This window comes from Paenibacillus sp. FSL R7-0216 (genome assembly GCF_037969915.1).
Classification (GTDB): Bacteria; Bacillota; Bacilli; order Paenibacillales; family Paenibacillaceae; genus Fontibacillus; species Fontibacillus rhizolycopersici.
The window spans coordinates 2,479,334-2,497,803 of the sequence record NZ_CP150222.1 but is presented as its reverse complement, the minus strand read 5'-3'; the positions used below and the strand labels follow the sequence as shown (position 1 = coordinate 2,497,803).

The window sequence follows — 18,470 nt, the reverse complement described above, 5'->3', positions numbered from 1 at the left end:
GAGAGTCCCGCTCACGCGGCTGGTCCCGGTTCTATCGGTTCACCAAGCGGGGGCACCGGCGGTTCCAGCAGTTTCGGCAGCGTAATAACGACACGGGTGCCGCCTTCCGCACGTTCGGATAATTCTACGCCGTAAGCGCCTTCAAAGTAACCGGCAATCCGCTCCCTCACATTGCGGACGCCATACCCTCCGGTCCGCCGTTTACGCTCGCGGTCTACGGCCTGTTTCAGTCCAGCGCCGTCGTCTTCGATCGTAATGGTAAGCAAATCCGGCTGCTCCTCCAGTTTGATCCAGACCTTGCCGCAGGAACGTCCATTAAACCCATGGACGATGGCATTTTCCACGAACGGCTGTAGCGTCAGCTTCGGGATAAACAACTCCTGAATGGAGAGCGGCGCATCAATAACGTAGTCCAACTCTCCCCCGCCTCCGGCTTGCCAGCGCAGCTGTTGAATCTCCAGATAGCAGTGGATATGTTCCAGCTCCTCGTCGATCGTAATGAAGCTATTGCCATTGGACAAGCCGATCCGGAACATGCGCCCCATCAGCTCGAGAATCCGGCTCAGCTCGTCTTGCCCTGCTTCAATCGCCATCCAATTCAACTGATCCAGCATATTGTACAGAAAATGAGGGTTAATGTTGGCCTGCAGCGCTTCGATTTCCGCCTTACGCTGCTGTTCATACCGCCGCTGCAGCGAGCGGTACAGCTCTTCGATCTGCTCCATCTGCTTGCGGTACCCGTCGAAGAGATATCCAAATTCGTTCTCGTAATCGTCCGGCAGATCCACGGGATGACCACCGCTGCCGGCAGGGCCACCGCCTCCCACAAAATACTGACGCATCGCCATGACGAGACTCTTGATCGGCTTCGTAAATTGGCGGCTTAAGTAGAGAGTCAGCAGCAATGCCAACAAAATAGCGATAACTCCTATCATGCCGATGACCAGCGCCAGTCGGAAGCTGCCTTTCGTAATTTCGCTCCAAGACGTGATTTCCACGAGCATCCAATGGGAATCGCGCATCTTGGAATACACCAGCAGCGAGTCGCCCAGCTCCCGCTGGCCCCGAATATGCATATACCCGGACTGGTCGGTTTTCACGTCGATCCACTGGGACAGCTCGGTATGCTCCGGAACCTGACCGGTTTTCACCGTCTGCTGCCCCAAAGTGTCAATCATCATCCGGTTGACCGGCGCGGAATGCCCGGCCAGCAGCTGTTCGATCTCCTTCGCTTTGACGTGGACGACCAGCACGCCGAGGTACTTGTCCTCTTCAACAATTTTGCGCGCGAAGCTAAGCACTCGCACATTCCCTTGGAAGCTGGGGATTTCATGCTCACGGGACCAGGCGAAGTCGTTCTTGTCAAGCGCCTCCGCCCACTCCTGTTTGGCCAGATCGCCTAAACCGCGGAATTGGATATAGCTGTTGGCGTCCCCCCGCAGCGGACGCTCCATATATAAGTCGATTCCTTGAATGATCGGAATCGAATAAGTCAGATTGGCTAAGGCACGCTCCACGCTGACGGACCGGCGATGCCGGTCGTATTCGTCCTGCCGGTCGCGCAGAAACGTAATGAGCTCATTATCGCGGGATGTCGACAACGAGATTTGCTCGATCGTCACCAACCGGGTGGTGATTTCGTTGTTGAGCTCGTCCAGCAGCAGCTGCTGATAATGGGAGCTGGTCTTCGCCAGCTCATTGGACGAAATGCGGTAGCTGGCCCAGGCAATACAGGCTAATACGGCTACGATAAAGATGGCAAAACTGCGAAAGAATAAACTATCGATCCGGAACTTCTTGAACGGATTCGTCATGCTCAAGACTGCACTCCCTTCAGGTGTAAGGAAAAAACGGTAAAGCCGCGAAGGAAATTCACGCTTTACCGTTATATAATTGGCCGTCCGCCGTCCCTATCCCTTTATTCCGGTTGTGGCAATCCCCTCGACGAAGTATTTTTGCAAGAACATAAAGATCAAGGTAGCCGGAACGATGGATACGAGCGACATCGCCAGCAGTTGCCCCCATTCCTGAGCCGACTGGGAATCGTTGATCATCCGCAGCGCCAGGCTGACCGTGTATTTATCCACCGAGTTGAGATACAGCAGATGTCCGAGGAAATCGTCCCAGTTCCAAAGGAAGCAGAAGATCATTACGGTCACGATAGCCGGAACCATCAGCGGCATGACGATCCGGAAGTAAATGCCGAACCAGGAACAGCCGTCGATTTTCGCCGATTCATCCAGCTCCTTCGGAATGCCGCGTACGAACTGGATCAACAGGAAGACGAAGAACGTCCCGCCTGCGCCGCCTGCAAGCATATGCGGTACGATAAACGGCCAATACGTGTTCACCCAGCCAAGTTGGTGGAACAAGGCGTATTGCGGAATGATCAGTACCTGCCCCGGCATCATCAAAGTGAGCATAAACAAGGAGAACCAGAGGTTTTTCAGAGGAAAATTCAGTCTCCCGAACCCAAACGCGACAAGCGTGCTGGATACCAGCGTCGCTGCGATGACCGCCGCCTCCAGGGCAAACGTGTTCAGGTAGAAATCGGTAAAGGAATGGCCAGGCACCGAATTCCAGCCTTTAACGAAGTTGCTCCACTGCGGGACCGAAGGAAAAATATTCGGTGAAGCCAGCTCGCCATTTGTTTTGAGCGACGCGCCGATCCACCAAAGCACCGGATAGACCATCACCAGACTGAACGAGATCATGAAGAAGTGCCGGATCAGCGGCTTCCATTTAAAAGTCATTTGGCTTTTCTCCCTTCCGGTTCCGTTTCGTAGAACACCCAGTATTTCGATGTCCCCGCGATGATCAGCGTAGCCACAACGATCATGATCAGCATAATCCAGGCCAAAGCCGAGGAATAACCAAGCTGGTACCGGCTAAACGCCCGCTCGTACAAGTAGAGCGCATAAACATAAGTCGAGTTCATCGGGCCGCCGTTCGTGATGACAAACGCCGAAGTAAACATTTGGAACGCGTTGATGACGCCCATGACCAGGTTGAAGTACAGGACCGGGGACAGCATCGGCAGCGTGATGTTGAAGAACTGGCGAACCTTGCCGGCGCCGTCCACGGCGGAAGCCTCGTACAGATCGCCCGGGATTTGCTTGAGGCCCGCCAGGAAAATGACCATCGACGAACCAAATTGCCAGACCGTAAGCAGAACCAACGTGCTTAACGCCGTATCGGGACTGGTAATCCAGCCTTTCCCCTCAAGGCCAAACGCTCCGATGATTTTGTTGAAGATGCCGTCCACGCCAAAAATATTACGCCACAGCAACGATACGGCGATACTGCCTCCGATCAGTGACGGGAAGTAAATCGCCGTGCGGTACAACCCAATTCCCCGCACCGCCCGGTTCAGCACGATGGCGACAAGCAGCGCCGCGATCAGCTTTAATGGAACCGAAGCCAAAACGTACAGGAACGTAACCTTGACCGAGGTGACGAACTTGGAATCCGCCGTAAATATCAGTTCGTAATTTTTGGTACCTACCCAGTTGATCGGCTCCAACAGCGTGTAATCCGTAAACGAATAGTAAAGCGATAAAATCAGCGGGTACGCGGTCAACCCGAGAAAACCGAGCAACCACGGCGAAATAAATAAATAGCCGGCGACCGGGGCATTCCATCTTTTCAGGAATTGCCGGCGCTTCTTGATTCCTGGCGCGTCTTTGACGGCCAAGGCCGCGGAACTTTTCATGCTTGCTTCACCTCTGCAGTTTCTGAGTGCTTATAACTCAAGTATAGGGCGGGCCCGCGGCCGGTTGTAGAAGAGGAATCCTCGAAATCTTTTAAAATATCACGAAAAAATCAATACATCCGTCGACCCTGCTGATCGGGAATGCCGCTTTTACGATAGAAGTACGTGTTGATTTGATCTCTCCATTCCTTGGCATGCTCCGCCTGCTCCGCCAATCGCTCAGCGACCTGCCGATGCAGCGGTTCTTCGATCAGGCCGGACAATCCCGCCCACAGCTCCGCCAGCTTCCCGGCTTGCTCGACCCCTTCGAAATGGGTATCGTAAATATGCTGGATGACCGTCTTGCCGGATTGCAACACGTGGGTGTAGGGAACGTGATGGAAGAAGAGCAGCAGCTCGTCCGGACAAGTCTCCAGCGTTTCATAGCGACTTTGATTCGGCTCCGCATATTGTGACGTGTAACCCGTTCCCGTCGCGATCGTCCGATCAACGCCGATGCCGCGGCAATCCGCGAAATGATACGTCCCCCACATCGAGTATTCATAACCGTCCACATTAGGACCGTAATGGTGGTTCGGATTCACCATAAAGCCGATGCCCAGCGGGGCCGTATACCTTTCGTAGATACTCCAGGACTCCATGAGGATGCCGCGAATGACCTGGATCACCCGCTCGTCGCTGCCGAATACCAGCCGAATCCATTCATCCGCAATGCCTTCGGCGCTAAGCTCCGGATTCCAAGCCAGCCGCCCGTACCCGTAAAGATTGGCCTGTGCCAGTAAATGCCCGGTCCAGTTGGCGTCGCTGCCGATATTCGATACGGCGGCGAATCCGCTGTAACGGGAGGCGTGCAACGTACCGTCCACGATCCGTTTGACGGTCGATCCTTCGCCTTTCAGATGGCTGTCAAAGTCCAGTACTTCCTTCCACTGGGGTACGAGGTAGCAGACATGGTGTTGCTGCCCGGTATATTCTTGGGTGACCTGAAACTCGATCATTTGGTTCGTCAACGGCATCGCGCCCAGCAGCGGCGATACCGGCTCGCGCACCTGAAAGTCGATCGGACCGTTTTTGATCTGCAAGATGACGTTCTCTTTGAATCGCCCGTCCAGCGGGACGAAATGATCGTAGGCGGCCCGTGCCCGATCCGTCTTGCGGTCTCTCCAGTCCTGCTTGCAGTTGTAAACGAAGCATCGCCAGATCACGAGCCCGCCGTAAGGCTCCAGCGCCTCGGCCAGCATATTGGCGCCGTCGGCATGATCCCGCCCATAGGTGAACGGTCCCGGCCGGTTCTCCGAATCCGCCTTCACCAAGAACCCGCCAAAGTCCGGGATCGTTCGGTAAATCTCCGCTGCGCGTTCGCGCCACCAGGCCGCAACCTCCGGGTCAAGCGGATCGGCGGTAGATAACCCGCCGATTTCCAGCGGGGCCGCGTAATTGATGCTGAGGAACAGCTTGATGCCGTACATGCGGAAGATCTCGGCCACCTTGGCTACCTCTGGCAATAACGCCTCTGTAATCAGCTCGGTTTCGATCCGGTGCACATTCACGTTGTTGATGGCAATCGCATTGATGCCCGTCGAGGCCAGCAACCGCGCGTAGTCGCGAAGGCGCTCCAGGTTCTGCGTGAATCGGTTGTTTTCGTAAAAAATCGAGGAACCGGCATACCCACGCTCAATGCTTCCGTCCATATTGTCCCATTGATTCAGCATCCGGAGCCCATTCACCGGACGTTCCACGATATTTAACCCTTGCAGCGATTGTCCGGTACCGATGCGGCGAAGCACATCAAATGCGCCGTACAGCAAACCGGCGTCGCTATCTGCGCCGATGGCGATCCGCCCAGAACTACCGGGTTCATGCCGCAGAGCATACCCCTCCCGGCCCAGCCTCAAGCCAGCCTCCCCTTCCGGGAACATGCCGTCGATGATCGGACTGCGTCCCAACCGCCCCAGCACAAAGCAAGGAGCATCCCCCGCGTGCTCCAGGACGGAGACCTCACGCCCCAGCATCCCGCTTAATCCTCTGGACAACTCCCGGGCCGCGGTATGCGCCAACGGTTCATCGGTTCCCTCGACGACGATGCCGCGAAATTCGTTGAACTCTTCTCGTCGCTCGCCCGGTTCGATGCTTCGGTACCGTAGCCAAGCGTCATATCCATATTCCGCTTTTGCGGTTACTTTGTTCATGGTTTCTCCCCCTGTCAGATCCAATGAAATAACGGTTCATTCTCGATTACATGAACCGGAAGGGATGGAAAGGCAACGCGGAGCACGCGGGCCAGCCGTTTCATTCCGGGCGTTTCGCTCGGACCATGGCCCAGGAAGATGATCGCTTTGCACCTGCCTTGATAAACGGCGTCACGCACGTACTCCGGTGTTTCCCATTCCGGGCCTTCCCCGGCGATGATCAAGTCAACTTCCCTGAGCAGCGGGATCGCCAGTTCGCCACCGCCCCGGTAACCGACCAGCACTCCCACCTTGCGGCACAGCATTTCCGGATCGCCCGTGAACCGTACATACGGGAGGTTTAGCTTCACTTTCAGCAGGCGTGCCACCTCCTCAAGCGTTGCGGCTTGGAGCTCCAGTACCGCGGAAGCCGGTTGGTATTCGCACACCGCGTCCTGCCAGTCCAGTTCCTCGATCAGCCCGGACGTAATGCCGTCCGGCGTCTCCCGGTGAATACCGTCATGGTACCGTAGCACCGCGAGACCCAGTTCCTCCAGCCGATGCTTCTTATGCCAGACGACAGGGTCCTCTTTCAACGTATTTCCGTCTGAGCGATGGCTGTAAAATACCCCCTCGTGCGAAATCAACAAGTTCGCTCCAAGCGAAACCGCCTGTTCAATGGCCGCCTGCGTCGCCATAAACGTGACGGCGATCCCTCGCACTTCCTCATCCGGCCTGCCGATAACGAGACCGTCGACGGTTTGCTCTATCGATTCCGCCGGCATCAGCCGATCCAGAATATCCTGAATCCGGTACATGATCTCCGCGCCCCCTTCCCCTCACCTCGGTAAAAATCAGCCCGGAACGGGAATCCGGTTCCGGGCTGGGATCGAACGTCTTATTCGTAAGCCGCAGCCGCTTCTTTCAGCTGCTTGTAGGCTTCTTCCGGCGTGATCTTGTTAAAGCTCAATTGATCGTGCACCAGTGGGAAATCCTTATCGATGTAATTCGTCCAACCACCTGCACCGGCAGTCCAGGTTTGACCGTCGATCTCGGTCGCGCGGAGCAGCCCCATGCCGACCTTGTCGACGTCGCTCATGCTGGATTCCAGCGCAGTTGCATTGTCCTTGTTGACCGGCAAGCCCCGAGATGTCTTCAGAATTTGTGCCACTTCAGGATCATTGACGAACCAATTGATGAACGCTTCAGCCTCGGCTTTATGCTCAGAGTTGTCGGAGACTGACAGATACATCGACGGTTTCAGCCAACCGCCGGCTTCTTCCGCCCGCGGCATCGTTACCAACGCGTAAGCGCCTTTCTTAATGCTGTCCCATGCGCTGTAGTTGTTGGAGAAGCTATAACGGAACAAGATTTTCCCTGCGACCATCAGGTCCATTTGCGGGTCAAACTCTTTGTCAGAAGAGTTGACGTCCGCTGGCGGTACCAGCCCTTCCTTGCGAAGCTCCTCGAAATGCTTGGTCCATTCCAGGAAGGACGTTTCATCGATGTTGAACTTCCCGTCTTCCGTAATGACCATGCCTTTGCCTTTACTGTACTGATAAGCCGAGTACATAAAGTAGTTGGCCGCATAATCCTTTGTGAAATATTGACCGTCTGGCAGCTTGCCTTTCAACTCTTTCGCCAGCGCGAAGAAATCATCCCAAGTCCAGCCGTTCTCCGGATTTTTGACGCCCAGCTTATCCAGCGCCGCTTTGTCGTAAATCATCCCGAAAGCAACGGAACCCAGAGGTACGGCGTATTGCGTGCCGTCCAGCTGTCCGCCGGCTAACAGTTTTGGGTCGATCTTCGACACATCAACCGCATCCAGTGGAGCGAGTTGCTTGCGGTTTGCCCAATCCGGCGCCCAACCTGGATCGAGCTGAACGATGTCCGGCGCGTTTTTCGCTGCCGCTTGTGTGGACAGCTTGTCCAAATAACCGTCCATACCGGAGTATTCCGGTTCGAACGTGATGTTCGGATTGTTTTTCGTATACAAATCAAGGGCAGCCAAAGTTGCTTCATGCCGTTCCTGAGACCCCCACCACATGATCCGTAGCTTGACGGGTTCATTCCCCGATCCTGTTGCCGCATTGCCTTCGGATTTTGCTCCCGTCGGCTCTGCCGCATTGTTGTTTCCGCCACCGCAGGCAGCCAGCGACCCGACCAGGGTAACTGCCACCAGCGCCGTCAGTAAACGCTTCCATTTGAACATTGATAACCCTCCCATTTGAATCGTAAGTATCTGCTTTACAACCTTTATAGTAACGACTCCGAATGGAAGTGGGTATGAGAGCAATGCACGATTTGTTTTAAAATTACCCGATAATGTCGATTCACCTAAACCTGCCCTTTCCTTATTTAAAATAAGCTCCAATCCAAGGTTCGCGACAGCCGCTCGATCAACTGCACCCCCGCGATGCTGTTGCCTTTGGGGTTTAAAGCCGGGCCTACGACTCCTATCCCGTATCGTCCGGGCACCAGCGTCAAGATCCCGCCGGACACGCCGCTCTTGGCCGGCAGCCCCGCGCTGATGGCAAATTCGCCGGAGCCGTTGTACATCCCGCAGGTGACCATAAACGTTTTGGCAATCTGCACGTAACGCCGCGGGATCAGCGTCTTTCCCGTCAAAGGATCGGCCCCGTCTAATGCCAGCACCAGCGCCATTCGCGCCAAATCCTCGCAGCAGACCTTGATCGAGCAGTGGCGGAAGTAGATGTCCAGCACCTCTTCCACGCCACAGCCCAAGATCCCTTTATCCAGCAAAAAATAAGCCATCGATCGGTTCAAATGTCCCGTCTCCGACTCTGAGCGGTAAACTTGTTCATCGTAATTCAAACCGGAATTTCCGGCCAATTCCCGAAAAAAATCCAGAATGCGCGCCGACTTCTCCTCCGCATTCGCCCCCTTGATCATCGAGGAGACTACGATCGCGCCGGCGTTGATCAACGGATTAAACGGTATCGCCGGCTGCGCCAGCTCCAGCTTCATGATCGAGTTGAAATGGTCGCCAGTTGGCTCCATCCCTACTTTGGAAAATACGGCGGCTTCCCCATGGTCCATGAGCGCTAGAATCAACGTAAACACCTTCGAAATGCTCTGCTTCAGTTGATCCCATTCGTTCATGACCATGGCGAACCCCCATTCTAAATTACGGCTGATCGTTCAAGCGTTGCTTCGCTAAGCGGATCATCTCCTTGACCATCGAACCGCCGATCGCGCCGCCTACCTTGCCGGCTTTCGCCGAAGTCAAATCGCCATTATCGCCTTCCCTGAGCGTCACGCCTAACGATTTGGCCACTTCATACTTCACGTCATCCGGCCGCTCCGGGTTGATGTTGTACCCCTCGCGCATCATCACTTCCGCCTTGAACCGGCTAAGTCGAACCGCCGGATCCGAATCCTGCTGGCCATTTCCGCCGTTCCCTTTTGTTTGTACCATGGATATCCCTCGCTTTCAAGTGAGAATTATCCAATAGGATTCCCTGTTTACTGGCCCCCCATCCGGTGAACCTTTCTTCATAAATTTAGCGGAATCTGGTAATAGTAGGATCATTGTTTATGAGTTGTGTAGGAGGTGGAGTTATTTTGCACGAAAAAATTAGCGTTGGCCAACTTGCTTCGATTGTCATCTTGTTTCAAATCGGTAGTTCCTCATTATTTCTGCTGGCCAGTGAAGCCAAACATGATGCGTGGATCTCTGTCGCCATTGCGATGATCCTTGGGATGGGCATCCTGATATTTATCACGATGCCGATTCAGAGTCGCGCCCCACATTGGGATCTGATTGAAATACTGACTCGTTATTTCGGCAAATACCTCGGTTTTACGGTAGGCTTGGCTTACGTCGGATATTTCATTTACAAATCGGTTCGTAACGTGAGGGAGTTCGGAGATTTGGTCATTTTGTACCTGCTGCCCGGAACCCCGCTGGACGTCGTGATGATTGTGCTGTTGGCCGTTGGGGCTTACGCCATTATCCAAGGCATCGAAGTATTCTTTCGGGTAGGACAATTAGTGCTTCCCTGGCTGCTGTTGATCTATCTTGTGTTGTTTGGCCTTATGATCGTCTCCGGTCTTGTTAATCTCAAGCAACTGTTGCCCCTAATCGAACAGGGATGGATGCCGATATGGAACGCCGCCGTCCCTGAAGTCATCTCTTTTCCTTTCGGGGAAATGGTCGTATTTCTTATCTTCTGGAAACATGTCACCCAGTTTAACGACTTCAAAAAGTTTACCCTGATTTCCTATACCTTCTCCGGCATTTTTATCGTTCTTACCAATGTGCTGATTATCGCCGTACTAGGTGATTTGTCAGGGGCCTATATCATCCCGTTCATGTTTGGGACCAGCTTGATCGAAATCGGCGGCATTCTGGAACGGATGGATCCGTTCGTTAGCTTGCTGCTCTTCGGAGGTGTTTTCTTCAAGCAGGCGACCTATTATTTGGCGGCGGTTCTGGCCGCGGCGCAGTTGTTCAAAGTAAAACGCCAAGTAATGGTCGTTCCCGTAGGTATAGCTATCTTTGCCGGAGCCAGAATGTTCAAAAGCTATATGGAGCAAATCCAATTTGGCTTTGAACACAACCTGAAATTTCATTTTCCGATTTTTCAGATCGTTTTGCCTATCCTCCTGTTGCTGGTCATGCTCCTTACACAAGGGTTCAAACGCAAACGGGACGCTCCTCAAAATGAATGAAAAGGAGAGAACGACGTAATGCAAAAGCGCAAGGAGAAACACGCCTCGCCTCATCCATTAGCTTTGCGGCTGGAAGATAATCTGGATAGCCTGCGGGCCGCTGCCACCAAACGTTCGGATCTTGTGATCCGTTCTTTTCATGTTCCTGGCAACAGGAACCAAATGGAATGCGCACTAGTATATATCGATGGACTTGTCGACCTCACATCGATCAACGAATCGCTGCTTCACCCACTCATGAACGTCCTATCCGCCCATGCCGGGGATTCGGCGGGAAGATTCGCTGCGATTCAAAACTGCGCTTCTGCTGCAGGGCCTGCTGTTATCGTGGAGGACATGGAATCGCTGTGGCAGCAAATCATGCAGGGGGATACCGTCATTCTCGTGAATGGGTATCCACAAGCCGTCGCGTCAGGCACATCCGGCGGTGAACGAAGAAGCATCACAGAGCCAACAACGCAAAATGTGATCCGCGGTCCAAAGGAAGCATTCACGGAAAGCCTGCGTACGAATACGTCTTTAATCAGCCGCAGGCTAAAATCGCCGAATCTCCGCATCCAAAACAAAGTTATCGGAGAGCAAACCCAAACCAACGTATCTGTTTTATATCTTGAAGGCATTGCGGACGAGTCCGTTGTCCGTGAAATTCAAGAACGCCTCGACCGGATCCAAACCGACGGTATCCTGGAGGGAGGATATATCGAAGAATTTATCGAAGATGCGGCGTTAAGCCCTTTCCCTACGATTTTTAACACGGAACGTCCCGATGCTGCGACGGCTGGCTTGTTGGAGGGACAAATCGCTATCGTCGTTGACGGTTCTCCGTTCGTGCTGCTTGCCCCCGTCACCTTCTTTACTTTTTTCGATTCCAGCGAGGATTATTATCAGCGGTTTTACATCGCTTCGTTCCTGCGTTTGCTCCGTTTCGGCGCTTTTTTCGTCTCTCTGTTGCTGCCCTCATTATATATCGCCGTGACGACGTATCACCCGGAAATGCTGCCCACAACCCTGCTGGTTAGTTTGGTCGCCCAAAGAGAAGGCGTTCCTCTCCCCGGCCTGATCGAGGCGTTCTTGATGGAAATTACGTTCGAAGTGCTAAGGGAGGCGGGAATTCGCATGCCGAAAGCGATCGGCTCAGCGATATCGATCGTGGGGGCGCTCGTACTGGGTCAGGCGGCTGTGGCGGCTGGCCTAATTTCCGCCGCTATGGTCATCATCGTCTCTTTTACGGCGATCTCGAATTTCGTGATCCCGTCCCCGAACCTGTCGGTCACCGTGGGACTTATCCGTTTCGCGTTGATGTTGCTGGCAGGAACCTTGGGACTGTACGGTGTCATGGTCGGGTTGATGCTGCTTTGCATTCACCTTGCTTCCCTACGCTCGTTTGGCGTGCCGTACCTCATGCCGGTCGCTCCCTTGATTTGGACGAATATGAAGGACGTATTCATTCGCTTTCCATTATGGAGCATGCGTACCCGTCCCGACGGCATTGCCGGTAACAACCGGCTACGGCAAAAGAAGTCTCTCAAACCCCAACCCCCCCGGCAGAAACCGGAAAAGGAGTGAAATCATGATTTTTCCACTCAACAGGTTGAAGATGATCTTCGCGTTTGTTATATGCCTTTTCCTTAGCGGATGCTGGAGTCACAAGGAACTGACGGATTTAGCGATCGTGTCGGCAACCGGCGTTGATCGAAAAAATAATCAATGGGAGTTGACCTATCAACTCGTTACTCCGGCTGCCTCCGCTTCAGGCACATCAGGGGGCAATGCGAACTCCGGTCCGCCGATCAGTGTGCTATCGATTCAAGGAGACACCTTGCGGAAGGCACTGGCTAACAATGAATTGGAGAACACGCGTCAGTTACATATCGGGAACAACCGCGTATTCGTAATCGGCGACGAAGCAGCTAAATATGGGCTTTATTCGCTGATTGACACGTACTTGCGGAATCCTCAAGCTAGGGAAACCGTCAACCTTTTCATAACCAAGGATAATCCCCGGATCGTTGTGTCCCAATTGATGTATCTTGAAAAGAACACCGGTGAAGGCATCCACAAGTTGATTGATAGAGAAACCAAAAACACCTCTATCCTTCCAAAAGTCAATATGTACAACTTGGCTACTCAAACGGCGGGAGCGTCCAAATGTGCCGTGATCCCTGAACTGCTGGTTTCCGGAAAAGGCGAGCCAGGTTCAACTAAAGCGCTCGAAAACACAATAACGGCCTCCAAAGTGAAATTGGGTGGGCTGGCTATTTTGAAGAAAGGCAAACTGGTCGGATGGGTCAACCAAAATGAGGCACTTGGAATCGCCTTTATTCGCAATCAGGTGAACAAGGCCGTAATTTCCTTCGAATTTAGCGGAGACAAGGAAGGTCACAAGTCGAAATCCACGTTTGAGATCTCGGACTCCTCCACCCGGCTAAAGATGATTCGCAAGGAAGGGCAGGTCATCGTGACCGCAAACCTGAAAGTGAAAGGCACGATCACGGATACCAACTCCCCATTCGATGCGATTGATCCGGGAGTGGTGAGAGAATTGGAACGTGCTATTGGAGACAAGTTGCTGCGTATCGTTCAGGAGGGGTGGCATGCCGTTAACCGCATGCAGGCGGATGTCGTTGGGTTCGCCGACATTTATCACCGCAAATATCCGCGGAGATGGCAAGCGATCAAAGAGGACTGGGCTGTTGAATTCGCTAAGATTCAATTCGAACCAACGATCAAGGTAACGATTGAACGCGTGGGATTGATGAATCAATCCTATCAGAAGCTAGTAGAGGAATAACGTTTGTTTGACATGAGGTTGACAAATGTCATAGTCCGGCAGACTGATAAAAAAGATAATTTAATCCGATAAATATATTTTATGAAACTTCCTACACTCAAATGAAAAGAAGGCATAGACATGAATTTGGATCAGTATCGCCCGATCATCGAAAAACCGCTTCGAGCTTCCTTGAAACCCGCACAGGAGGTTGGTGTCATCCTGCTATCAGCCTTGTTTGTCGCCGCTGGGCTCGACTTGTTCTTGATCCCACATAAATTGCTGTCCGGGGGGGTTACGGGCGTTGCCTCCATCATCAGTTACTTGACAGGGTGGAATATCTCGATCGTTTACTTTCTGCTTAACGTTCCATTGATATTATGGGGCTGGAAAGCGGTTGGGCGACGTTATATCGTGCTTAGCTGCATCTCCGTCGTCAGTACCACCTGGTTTATCTCTATCATCCCCGAGGTGCAAGTCACCCATGATCCGATTCTTGCGGCGGTATTCGGCGGTATTATTTCAGCGGCGGGCATCGGATTTTCGCTGCGCGTTGGGGGCTCAACCGGAGGCTTTGATATTCTCGGATCCATCGTAACGCGAAAAAGGGACGTTCCCATGGGGAACATCCTCTTTCTGCTCAACGGACTCGTCATTTTGGCGCTCGGCTTTTTTCAAAGCTGGGACTTAGCTCTGTATTCGATGTTATCCACCTTCGTGAAAGGCAAAGTCGTCGATATGATCCATGTTGGGCATATCAAGGTGACCTGCTTCATCATAACGAAACGCAAGGAAGAGATGCTCTGCCAACTGCGTAAGCTACATCATGGCATCACCTGCCTTCATTCCGAAGGCGGATACCGTGAAGAACAGAACTATACGTTGATGACCGTAACGACCCGGTACGAACTGGCGGCCGTCCGAAAAGCCGTGGTTGACACCGACCCTCACGCATTCATGAATGTGGTCCAATCCATTGAGATTCTCGGACGGTTCGCCAGACCGGTCAAATAACTTGGCTTATTTATCTAGCTCATAGATTTGATAAAGTTCGTCAAGCATCAGATTAGCCGCTTTAATACCGCCTGCCGTGTTCCAGATGGCATCGTCGACTTTGTAGGTCTTTTCGTTCTTGACGACGTTCAAATTTTTCCACAAGGGGTCATTTGTCCAGTCCAGCTCGGTCTGATTCGCTTTCCCGTCGCCCGTTTCATAGGTGAAGTAGAACAACCGGTCAGCATCCACTTCCGGCAGCCGTTCCTTGGTGATCTCATCGACAAACGTATCTTTGGCGTTTAGCGTCATTGGATTTCTGGCAATCCCCAACTGTTCAAAAATAATGCCTGAGAACGTGTTCGTGTGGTATACGCGCGTTTTGCCATCCATAAACCGGACAACGGATACGGTATCTTTCAGCTTATCGCCGGCTTTGGACTTAAAGTCGTCAATCCGCGCGTCATAAGCGCTCAACAGCTCGTCGCCTTTGTCGCTCAAGCCCAAGGCTTCCGCATATAATTTGAAATTGTTCATCCAATTTCCCCGCAGGTCTTCGGACATCACCGTAGGAGCGATGGCCTGCAGCTGCTCGTAAACTTTTTCCTGGCGCATTTTGTTGCCGATAATGAGATCGGGCTGCAATCCGGCGATGAGCTCCAGGTTCGGCTGGCTTTCTTCGCCTACGACGGTAACCCCCTCCATTTCATCCTTGATATGGGGGTACCAGGGGTCCCCTGTCCAGGAACGAACCGCTCCAACCGGTTTAACGCCCAATGCGAGCAGCGCTTCCGTTCCTTCGTTGGTCAAAATCACGACCTTTTGCGGCGTCCCCACGATTTCGGTCTCGCCCATCGCATGTTTTACGATTCGTTTGCCATCAGCGTTCGCGTTACCGCTCCCTTTCGCGTTCTCTGCAGCTACGTTCCCCTCTGTTCCGTTATTGTTAGACGCCCCTTGATTCCCGTCCTTCCCGCAACCCGCAACTACGAGCGCAAGCACTAATACAACAAAGGCCCACCAGATGGAACGACCGCGATAAGTGTAAGCCTTACGAGTATGATTCATGATTATTCTCCCCTTCAAAATGAGTCTATCTCTTATCACTGATAATGATTATCATCTTCAAAAAATATAGGGCATTACCGTCCGATTGTCAATACATTAAGAATGATTCTCAACCTCATTGACAGTCTCCTCCCCATCTTCTAAGATTTAATGGACATGATCTATTCGATCGGAAAGTGGGAAAATGCCTCATGAAAGGTTTAGGCTTGTTGATTTGTGCTTTGATCTTGACCGCAGCCCTTGTATGCAGCATCAGCTTTGGCGTGACGGACATCCCTTTCCCTACCATTTGGGAATCCTTTGTCCATCCGAACGGCAGTAACGAACACTTGCTTGTTCAAACGGCCCGTGTGCCGCGCGCTTTTATCGCTGCAGCCGTCGGTGCCTGTCTCGCCGTGGCCGGTGCGCTGATGCAGGTGATCACACGTAACCCGATCGCTTCGCCCAGCACACTGGGCGTCAATTCCGGGGCGGCCTTCTTTATCATCCTGGCATCGGGATGGCTTGGCCTATCGGGCATGCAAGCCTTAACTTGGGTTGCTTTGGTTGGAGCGGCCCTTAGCGGCGCGGTGGTTTTCCTCTTAGGAAGCCTCGGACGAGACGGCATGACGCCGCTTAAGATTACGCTCGCTGGCGCTTCGATGGCGGCGTTCTTTTTCTCGTTAACCCAAGGCTTGATGCTGTCCGACGGCAAAATGTTCGATCAAGTGCTCGTCTGGTTAGTCGGTTCGGTAGCGGGACGAGGAACGGAGCAACTCCTTAACGTCTTACCTTATATGGGGGCTGGGTTCCTCCTTGCCCTTCTGCTGGCTCGACAACTTAACGTACTGGCGATGGGAGATACCGTGGCACAAGGGCTCGGTCAACGTACAGGCCTCATCAAGACGATGGCTGCAATCGCAGTCATCCTGCTTGCCGGAGCCTCTGTGGCCGTGGCCGGACCCATCGCATTTGTCGGAATTATCATTCCGCATATCGTTCGCCACTTCGTCGGCACGGATCACCGCTGGATTCTACCTTATTGCGCTGTATCCGGAGCTTTGCTGCTCGTTTCTGCCGACATCGGCTCCAGATACATTGCCATGCCGAAGGAAGTCCCGGTCGGCGTCATGACCGCGATTTTGGGCGTACCGTTCTTCGTATACATCGCCAGAAAAGGGGTGAAGAACTGATGGCCAAACCTGGTAAAACCTCATCAACCCACATCAATTCATCCCTGCAGGCGAAGAAAAAAAGAACCCTTTGGATTTGCCTGCTCCTGTCCGCCCTTTGTCTCGGTATGATGGTCATCAGTGTGGGGGTCAGTAGCCACTATCTTCCTCCCCAGACCGTCATGAAAGCCTTGTTTGGCATGGCCGAACCCGGCGAACAAGTCATCGTCATGAATCTCCGCTTGCCGCGAATCTTGGTAGCCGTGCTGGTCGGGGCTTCCTTGGCTGTGGCCGGAGCCATTTTGCAAGGCGTCATCCGAAATCCGCTCGCTTCGCCAGACGTTGCCGGGATTACCGAGGGCGCCTCGTTGGGAGCAATCCTGTTTATTTACCTATTCCAGGGTTCCATCTCGATTCACTGGATGCCGCTCGCGTCGATCCTTGGCGCGTTTATCGTCACGGGGTTATTGTACGTGTTGGCCTGGAAGAACGGTGCGTCTCCGCTGCGAATCATCCTCATCGGGATCGGCGTCTCCGCTGCCATTAAATCGGTATCGTATATGCTGATCATTTCCGGTCCGATGCAGCTGGCGAACCAGTCCCTCACGTTCATGACCGGCAGCATCTACGGCGTCTCCTGGGAAAACGACGTGCTGACGCTTCTGCCTTGGACAGCCTTATTGCTGATCCTCACCTGGCTGCAGGCACGCCAAGTCAACATTCAGGCCTTGGGCGACGATATCGCCACCAGCGTTGGCTCGCGCGTACAACTGCAGCGACTGCTGCTGATCGTGCTCAGCGTTTCGCTCGCAGGCGCTGCGGTGGCCATCGGCGGCGCGATCGCCTTTATCGGCCTAATGGCCCCGCACATGGCCCGCAGGCTAACCGGGCCATCCTTCTCCAGCGTGCTCCCGGTCAGCGCGTTGCTTGGAGCATTGATCCTGCTTGTCGCGGATCTGGTTGCGCGGACCGCCTTTTTGCCGCGCGACGTTCCTGCCGGCGTGTTGACGGCGGCGATCGGAGCACCGTTCTTTATGGTACTGCTGTATCGCAACCGAAATCGCTTCTAACGAACGAAAGCCGGCGCCCATTTAAGGGTCGCCGGCTTTCTTTTCATCCTATGTGATTTACGATCCTGCACCCCGGTACCTCTTAACCCCGTAATTCCAGGCGGTCAGGCCGATCGCCAGAAATACGAGGCCTACCAACGGGGTCAGCCAAGCCATTTGCCGCATCTCCTCCCGCTCCAGGAACAGCGAAGCCGGATAGACCCCAACAAAGGCAAACGGTAAAATCCAGGTTAGAAGCACTTGAATCGCCCGGTTGTAAATCGTTACCGGGTACCGCCCATATCCCTGAACGTTATACATCAACGGCAAGATGCCGGTTGGCGCGTCGGAGTAAAACGACAACGAGGTTAGCGTCGTATAGATTCCGGTATATATTGCTACTGCACTGAGCGTAAACAGCAGCATTGCGGGAATCGTCCACCACTCGAAGCTGAGACCTAACTGTCCTCCGCTGATCGCCATGATGATACCTCCGATAATCGAGCCGACTAGCGCCGGTGGGTCCACGTTTTCCAGGAAGATCTGGAACAGGTTATATGCCGGACGTGTCATTATCCGGTCCATTTCGCCTTTGACGATATACCGTTCGCTGAAATTCCATAGATTGACGAAGCAGCTAAACACGCCGAACGGAACCATAAAGAAGCCGTAAACGAACACCACTTCGCTCTCGCTCCAACCGCCCAGGCTGTTGGTGTGCATAAAGATGACAAAGATAAAGATCAGGTTTGTTGCCTGAAAGAGTAAATCGGAGATCACCTCCACCCAGAAGTCGGCGCGGTAGGTCATTCGGGTTTTCATGTAATTTTTTAAGTATTCGCCCATGAGGCCCAAGTAGTACAT

General features: G+C 53.3%; 16 protein-coding genes. 6 read left to right on the top strand and 10 right to left on the bottom strand.

Going from position 1 to position 18,470, the window contains the following annotated elements:
- Nucleotides 1-11 precede the first annotated feature (11 nt).
- The 8 genes from MKZ15_RS11225 to MKZ15_RS11190 form a co-directional block, all read right to left on the bottom strand.
- On the bottom strand, nucleotides 12-1,814 hold the full coding sequence (locus tag MKZ15_RS11225) for a sensor histidine kinase (RefSeq protein WP_339822399.1): 1,803 nt from the start codon (nucleotides 1,812-1,814) through the stop codon (nucleotides 12-14).
- Nucleotides 1,815-1,910: 96 nt separating this feature from the next.
- Complete coding sequence (locus MKZ15_RS11220) at nucleotides 1,911-2,753, bottom strand: carbohydrate ABC transporter permease (protein WP_155608159.1); 843 nt, start codon at nucleotides 2,751-2,753, stop codon at nucleotides 1,911-1,913.
- Entirely contained in the window at nucleotides 2,750-3,712 is a 963-nt protein-coding gene (locus MKZ15_RS11215) for a sugar ABC transporter permease (RefSeq protein WP_193415357.1), read from the bottom strand. Before MKZ15_RS11215 ends, MKZ15_RS11220 begins: the two co-directional genes overlap by 4 nt.
- Nucleotides 3,713-3,822: 110 nt before the next feature.
- Nucleotides 3,823-5,901: an alpha-glucuronidase family glycosyl hydrolase gene (locus MKZ15_RS11210; RefSeq protein WP_339822059.1), complete on the bottom strand. Its 2,079-nt coding sequence runs from the start codon at nucleotides 5,899-5,901 to the stop codon at nucleotides 3,823-3,825.
- 14 nt (nucleotides 5,902-5,915) lie between these two features.
- Complete coding sequence (locus MKZ15_RS11205; RefSeq protein WP_339822056.1) at nucleotides 5,916-6,698, bottom strand: Nif3-like dinuclear metal center hexameric protein; 783 nt, start codon at nucleotides 6,696-6,698, stop codon at nucleotides 5,916-5,918.
- Between the two features lie 80 nt (nucleotides 6,699-6,778).
- Entirely contained in the window at nucleotides 6,779-8,092 is a 1,314-nt protein-coding gene (locus MKZ15_RS11200) for an extracellular solute-binding protein (RefSeq protein ID WP_193415354.1), read from the bottom strand.
- Nucleotides 8,093-8,238: 146 nt separating this feature from the next.
- Nucleotides 8,239-9,003 carry a glutaminase A gene (gene glsA / locus MKZ15_RS11195; protein ID WP_244868338.1) on the bottom strand — a complete coding sequence of 255 codons (765 nt, stop codon included), beginning with the start codon at nucleotides 9,001-9,003 and terminating at the stop codon, nucleotides 8,239-8,241.
- Nucleotides 9,004-9,028: 25 nt separating this feature from the next.
- Complete coding sequence (locus MKZ15_RS11190; RefSeq protein WP_155608154.1) at nucleotides 9,029-9,319, bottom strand: alpha/beta-type small acid-soluble spore protein; 291 nt, start codon at nucleotides 9,317-9,319, stop codon at nucleotides 9,029-9,031.
- 146 nt (nucleotides 9,320-9,465) lie between these two features.
- On the opposite strand from MKZ15_RS11190, the gene MKZ15_RS11185 reads away from it, so the two are divergent.
- From MKZ15_RS11185 to MKZ15_RS11170, 4 genes are all read left to right on the top strand, one after another.
- Complete coding sequence (locus MKZ15_RS11185) at nucleotides 9,466-10,575, top strand: GerAB/ArcD/ProY family transporter (RefSeq protein WP_239483926.1); 1,110 nt, start codon at nucleotides 9,466-9,468, stop codon at nucleotides 10,573-10,575.
- Nucleotides 10,576-10,593: 18 nt separating this feature from the next.
- Entirely contained in the window at nucleotides 10,594-12,141 is a 1,548-nt protein-coding gene (locus tag MKZ15_RS11180; protein ID WP_193415352.1) for a spore germination protein, read from the top strand.
- Nucleotides 12,142-12,145: 4 nt separating this feature from the next.
- Complete coding sequence (locus MKZ15_RS11175) at nucleotides 12,146-13,366, top strand: Ger(x)C family spore germination protein (protein ID WP_339822048.1); 1,221 nt, start codon at nucleotides 12,146-12,148, stop codon at nucleotides 13,364-13,366.
- 120 nt (nucleotides 13,367-13,486) lie between these two features.
- Nucleotides 13,487-14,359, top strand: a complete 873-nt coding sequence (locus MKZ15_RS11170; protein ID WP_155608150.1) for a YitT family protein — start codon at nucleotides 13,487-13,489, stop codon at nucleotides 14,357-14,359.
- Between the two features lie 6 nt (nucleotides 14,360-14,365).
- Here the strand turns inward: MKZ15_RS11170 and MKZ15_RS11165 are convergent, their stop codons facing one another.
- Nucleotides 14,366-15,406, bottom strand: coding sequence for an iron-siderophore ABC transporter substrate-binding protein (locus MKZ15_RS11165; protein ID WP_339822045.1), 1,041 nt, complete (start codon nucleotides 15,404-15,406; stop codon nucleotides 14,366-14,368).
- A 191-nt stretch (nucleotides 15,407-15,597) separates the two neighbouring features.
- Here MKZ15_RS11165 and MKZ15_RS11160 point away from each other — a divergent pair, with 191 nt between their 5' ends.
- The gene (locus MKZ15_RS11160) at nucleotides 15,598-16,578 is read left to right on the top strand and encodes an iron ABC transporter permease (protein ID WP_339822042.1); all 981 of its coding nucleotides are present in this window, start codon (nucleotides 15,598-15,600) and stop codon (nucleotides 16,576-16,578) included.
- On the top strand, nucleotides 16,578-17,627 hold the full coding sequence (locus MKZ15_RS11155) for an iron ABC transporter permease (RefSeq protein ID WP_339822039.1): 1,050 nt from the start codon (nucleotides 16,578-16,580) through the stop codon (nucleotides 17,625-17,627). The genes MKZ15_RS11160 and MKZ15_RS11155 overlap by 1 nt, the downstream gene beginning before the upstream one ends.
- 57 nt (nucleotides 17,628-17,684) lie before the next feature.
- On the opposite strand, the gene MKZ15_RS11150 is transcribed toward MKZ15_RS11155, so the two are convergent.
- Entirely contained in the window at nucleotides 17,685-18,470 is a 786-nt protein-coding gene (locus tag MKZ15_RS11150; protein ID WP_155608146.1) for an ABC-2 family transporter protein, read from the bottom strand.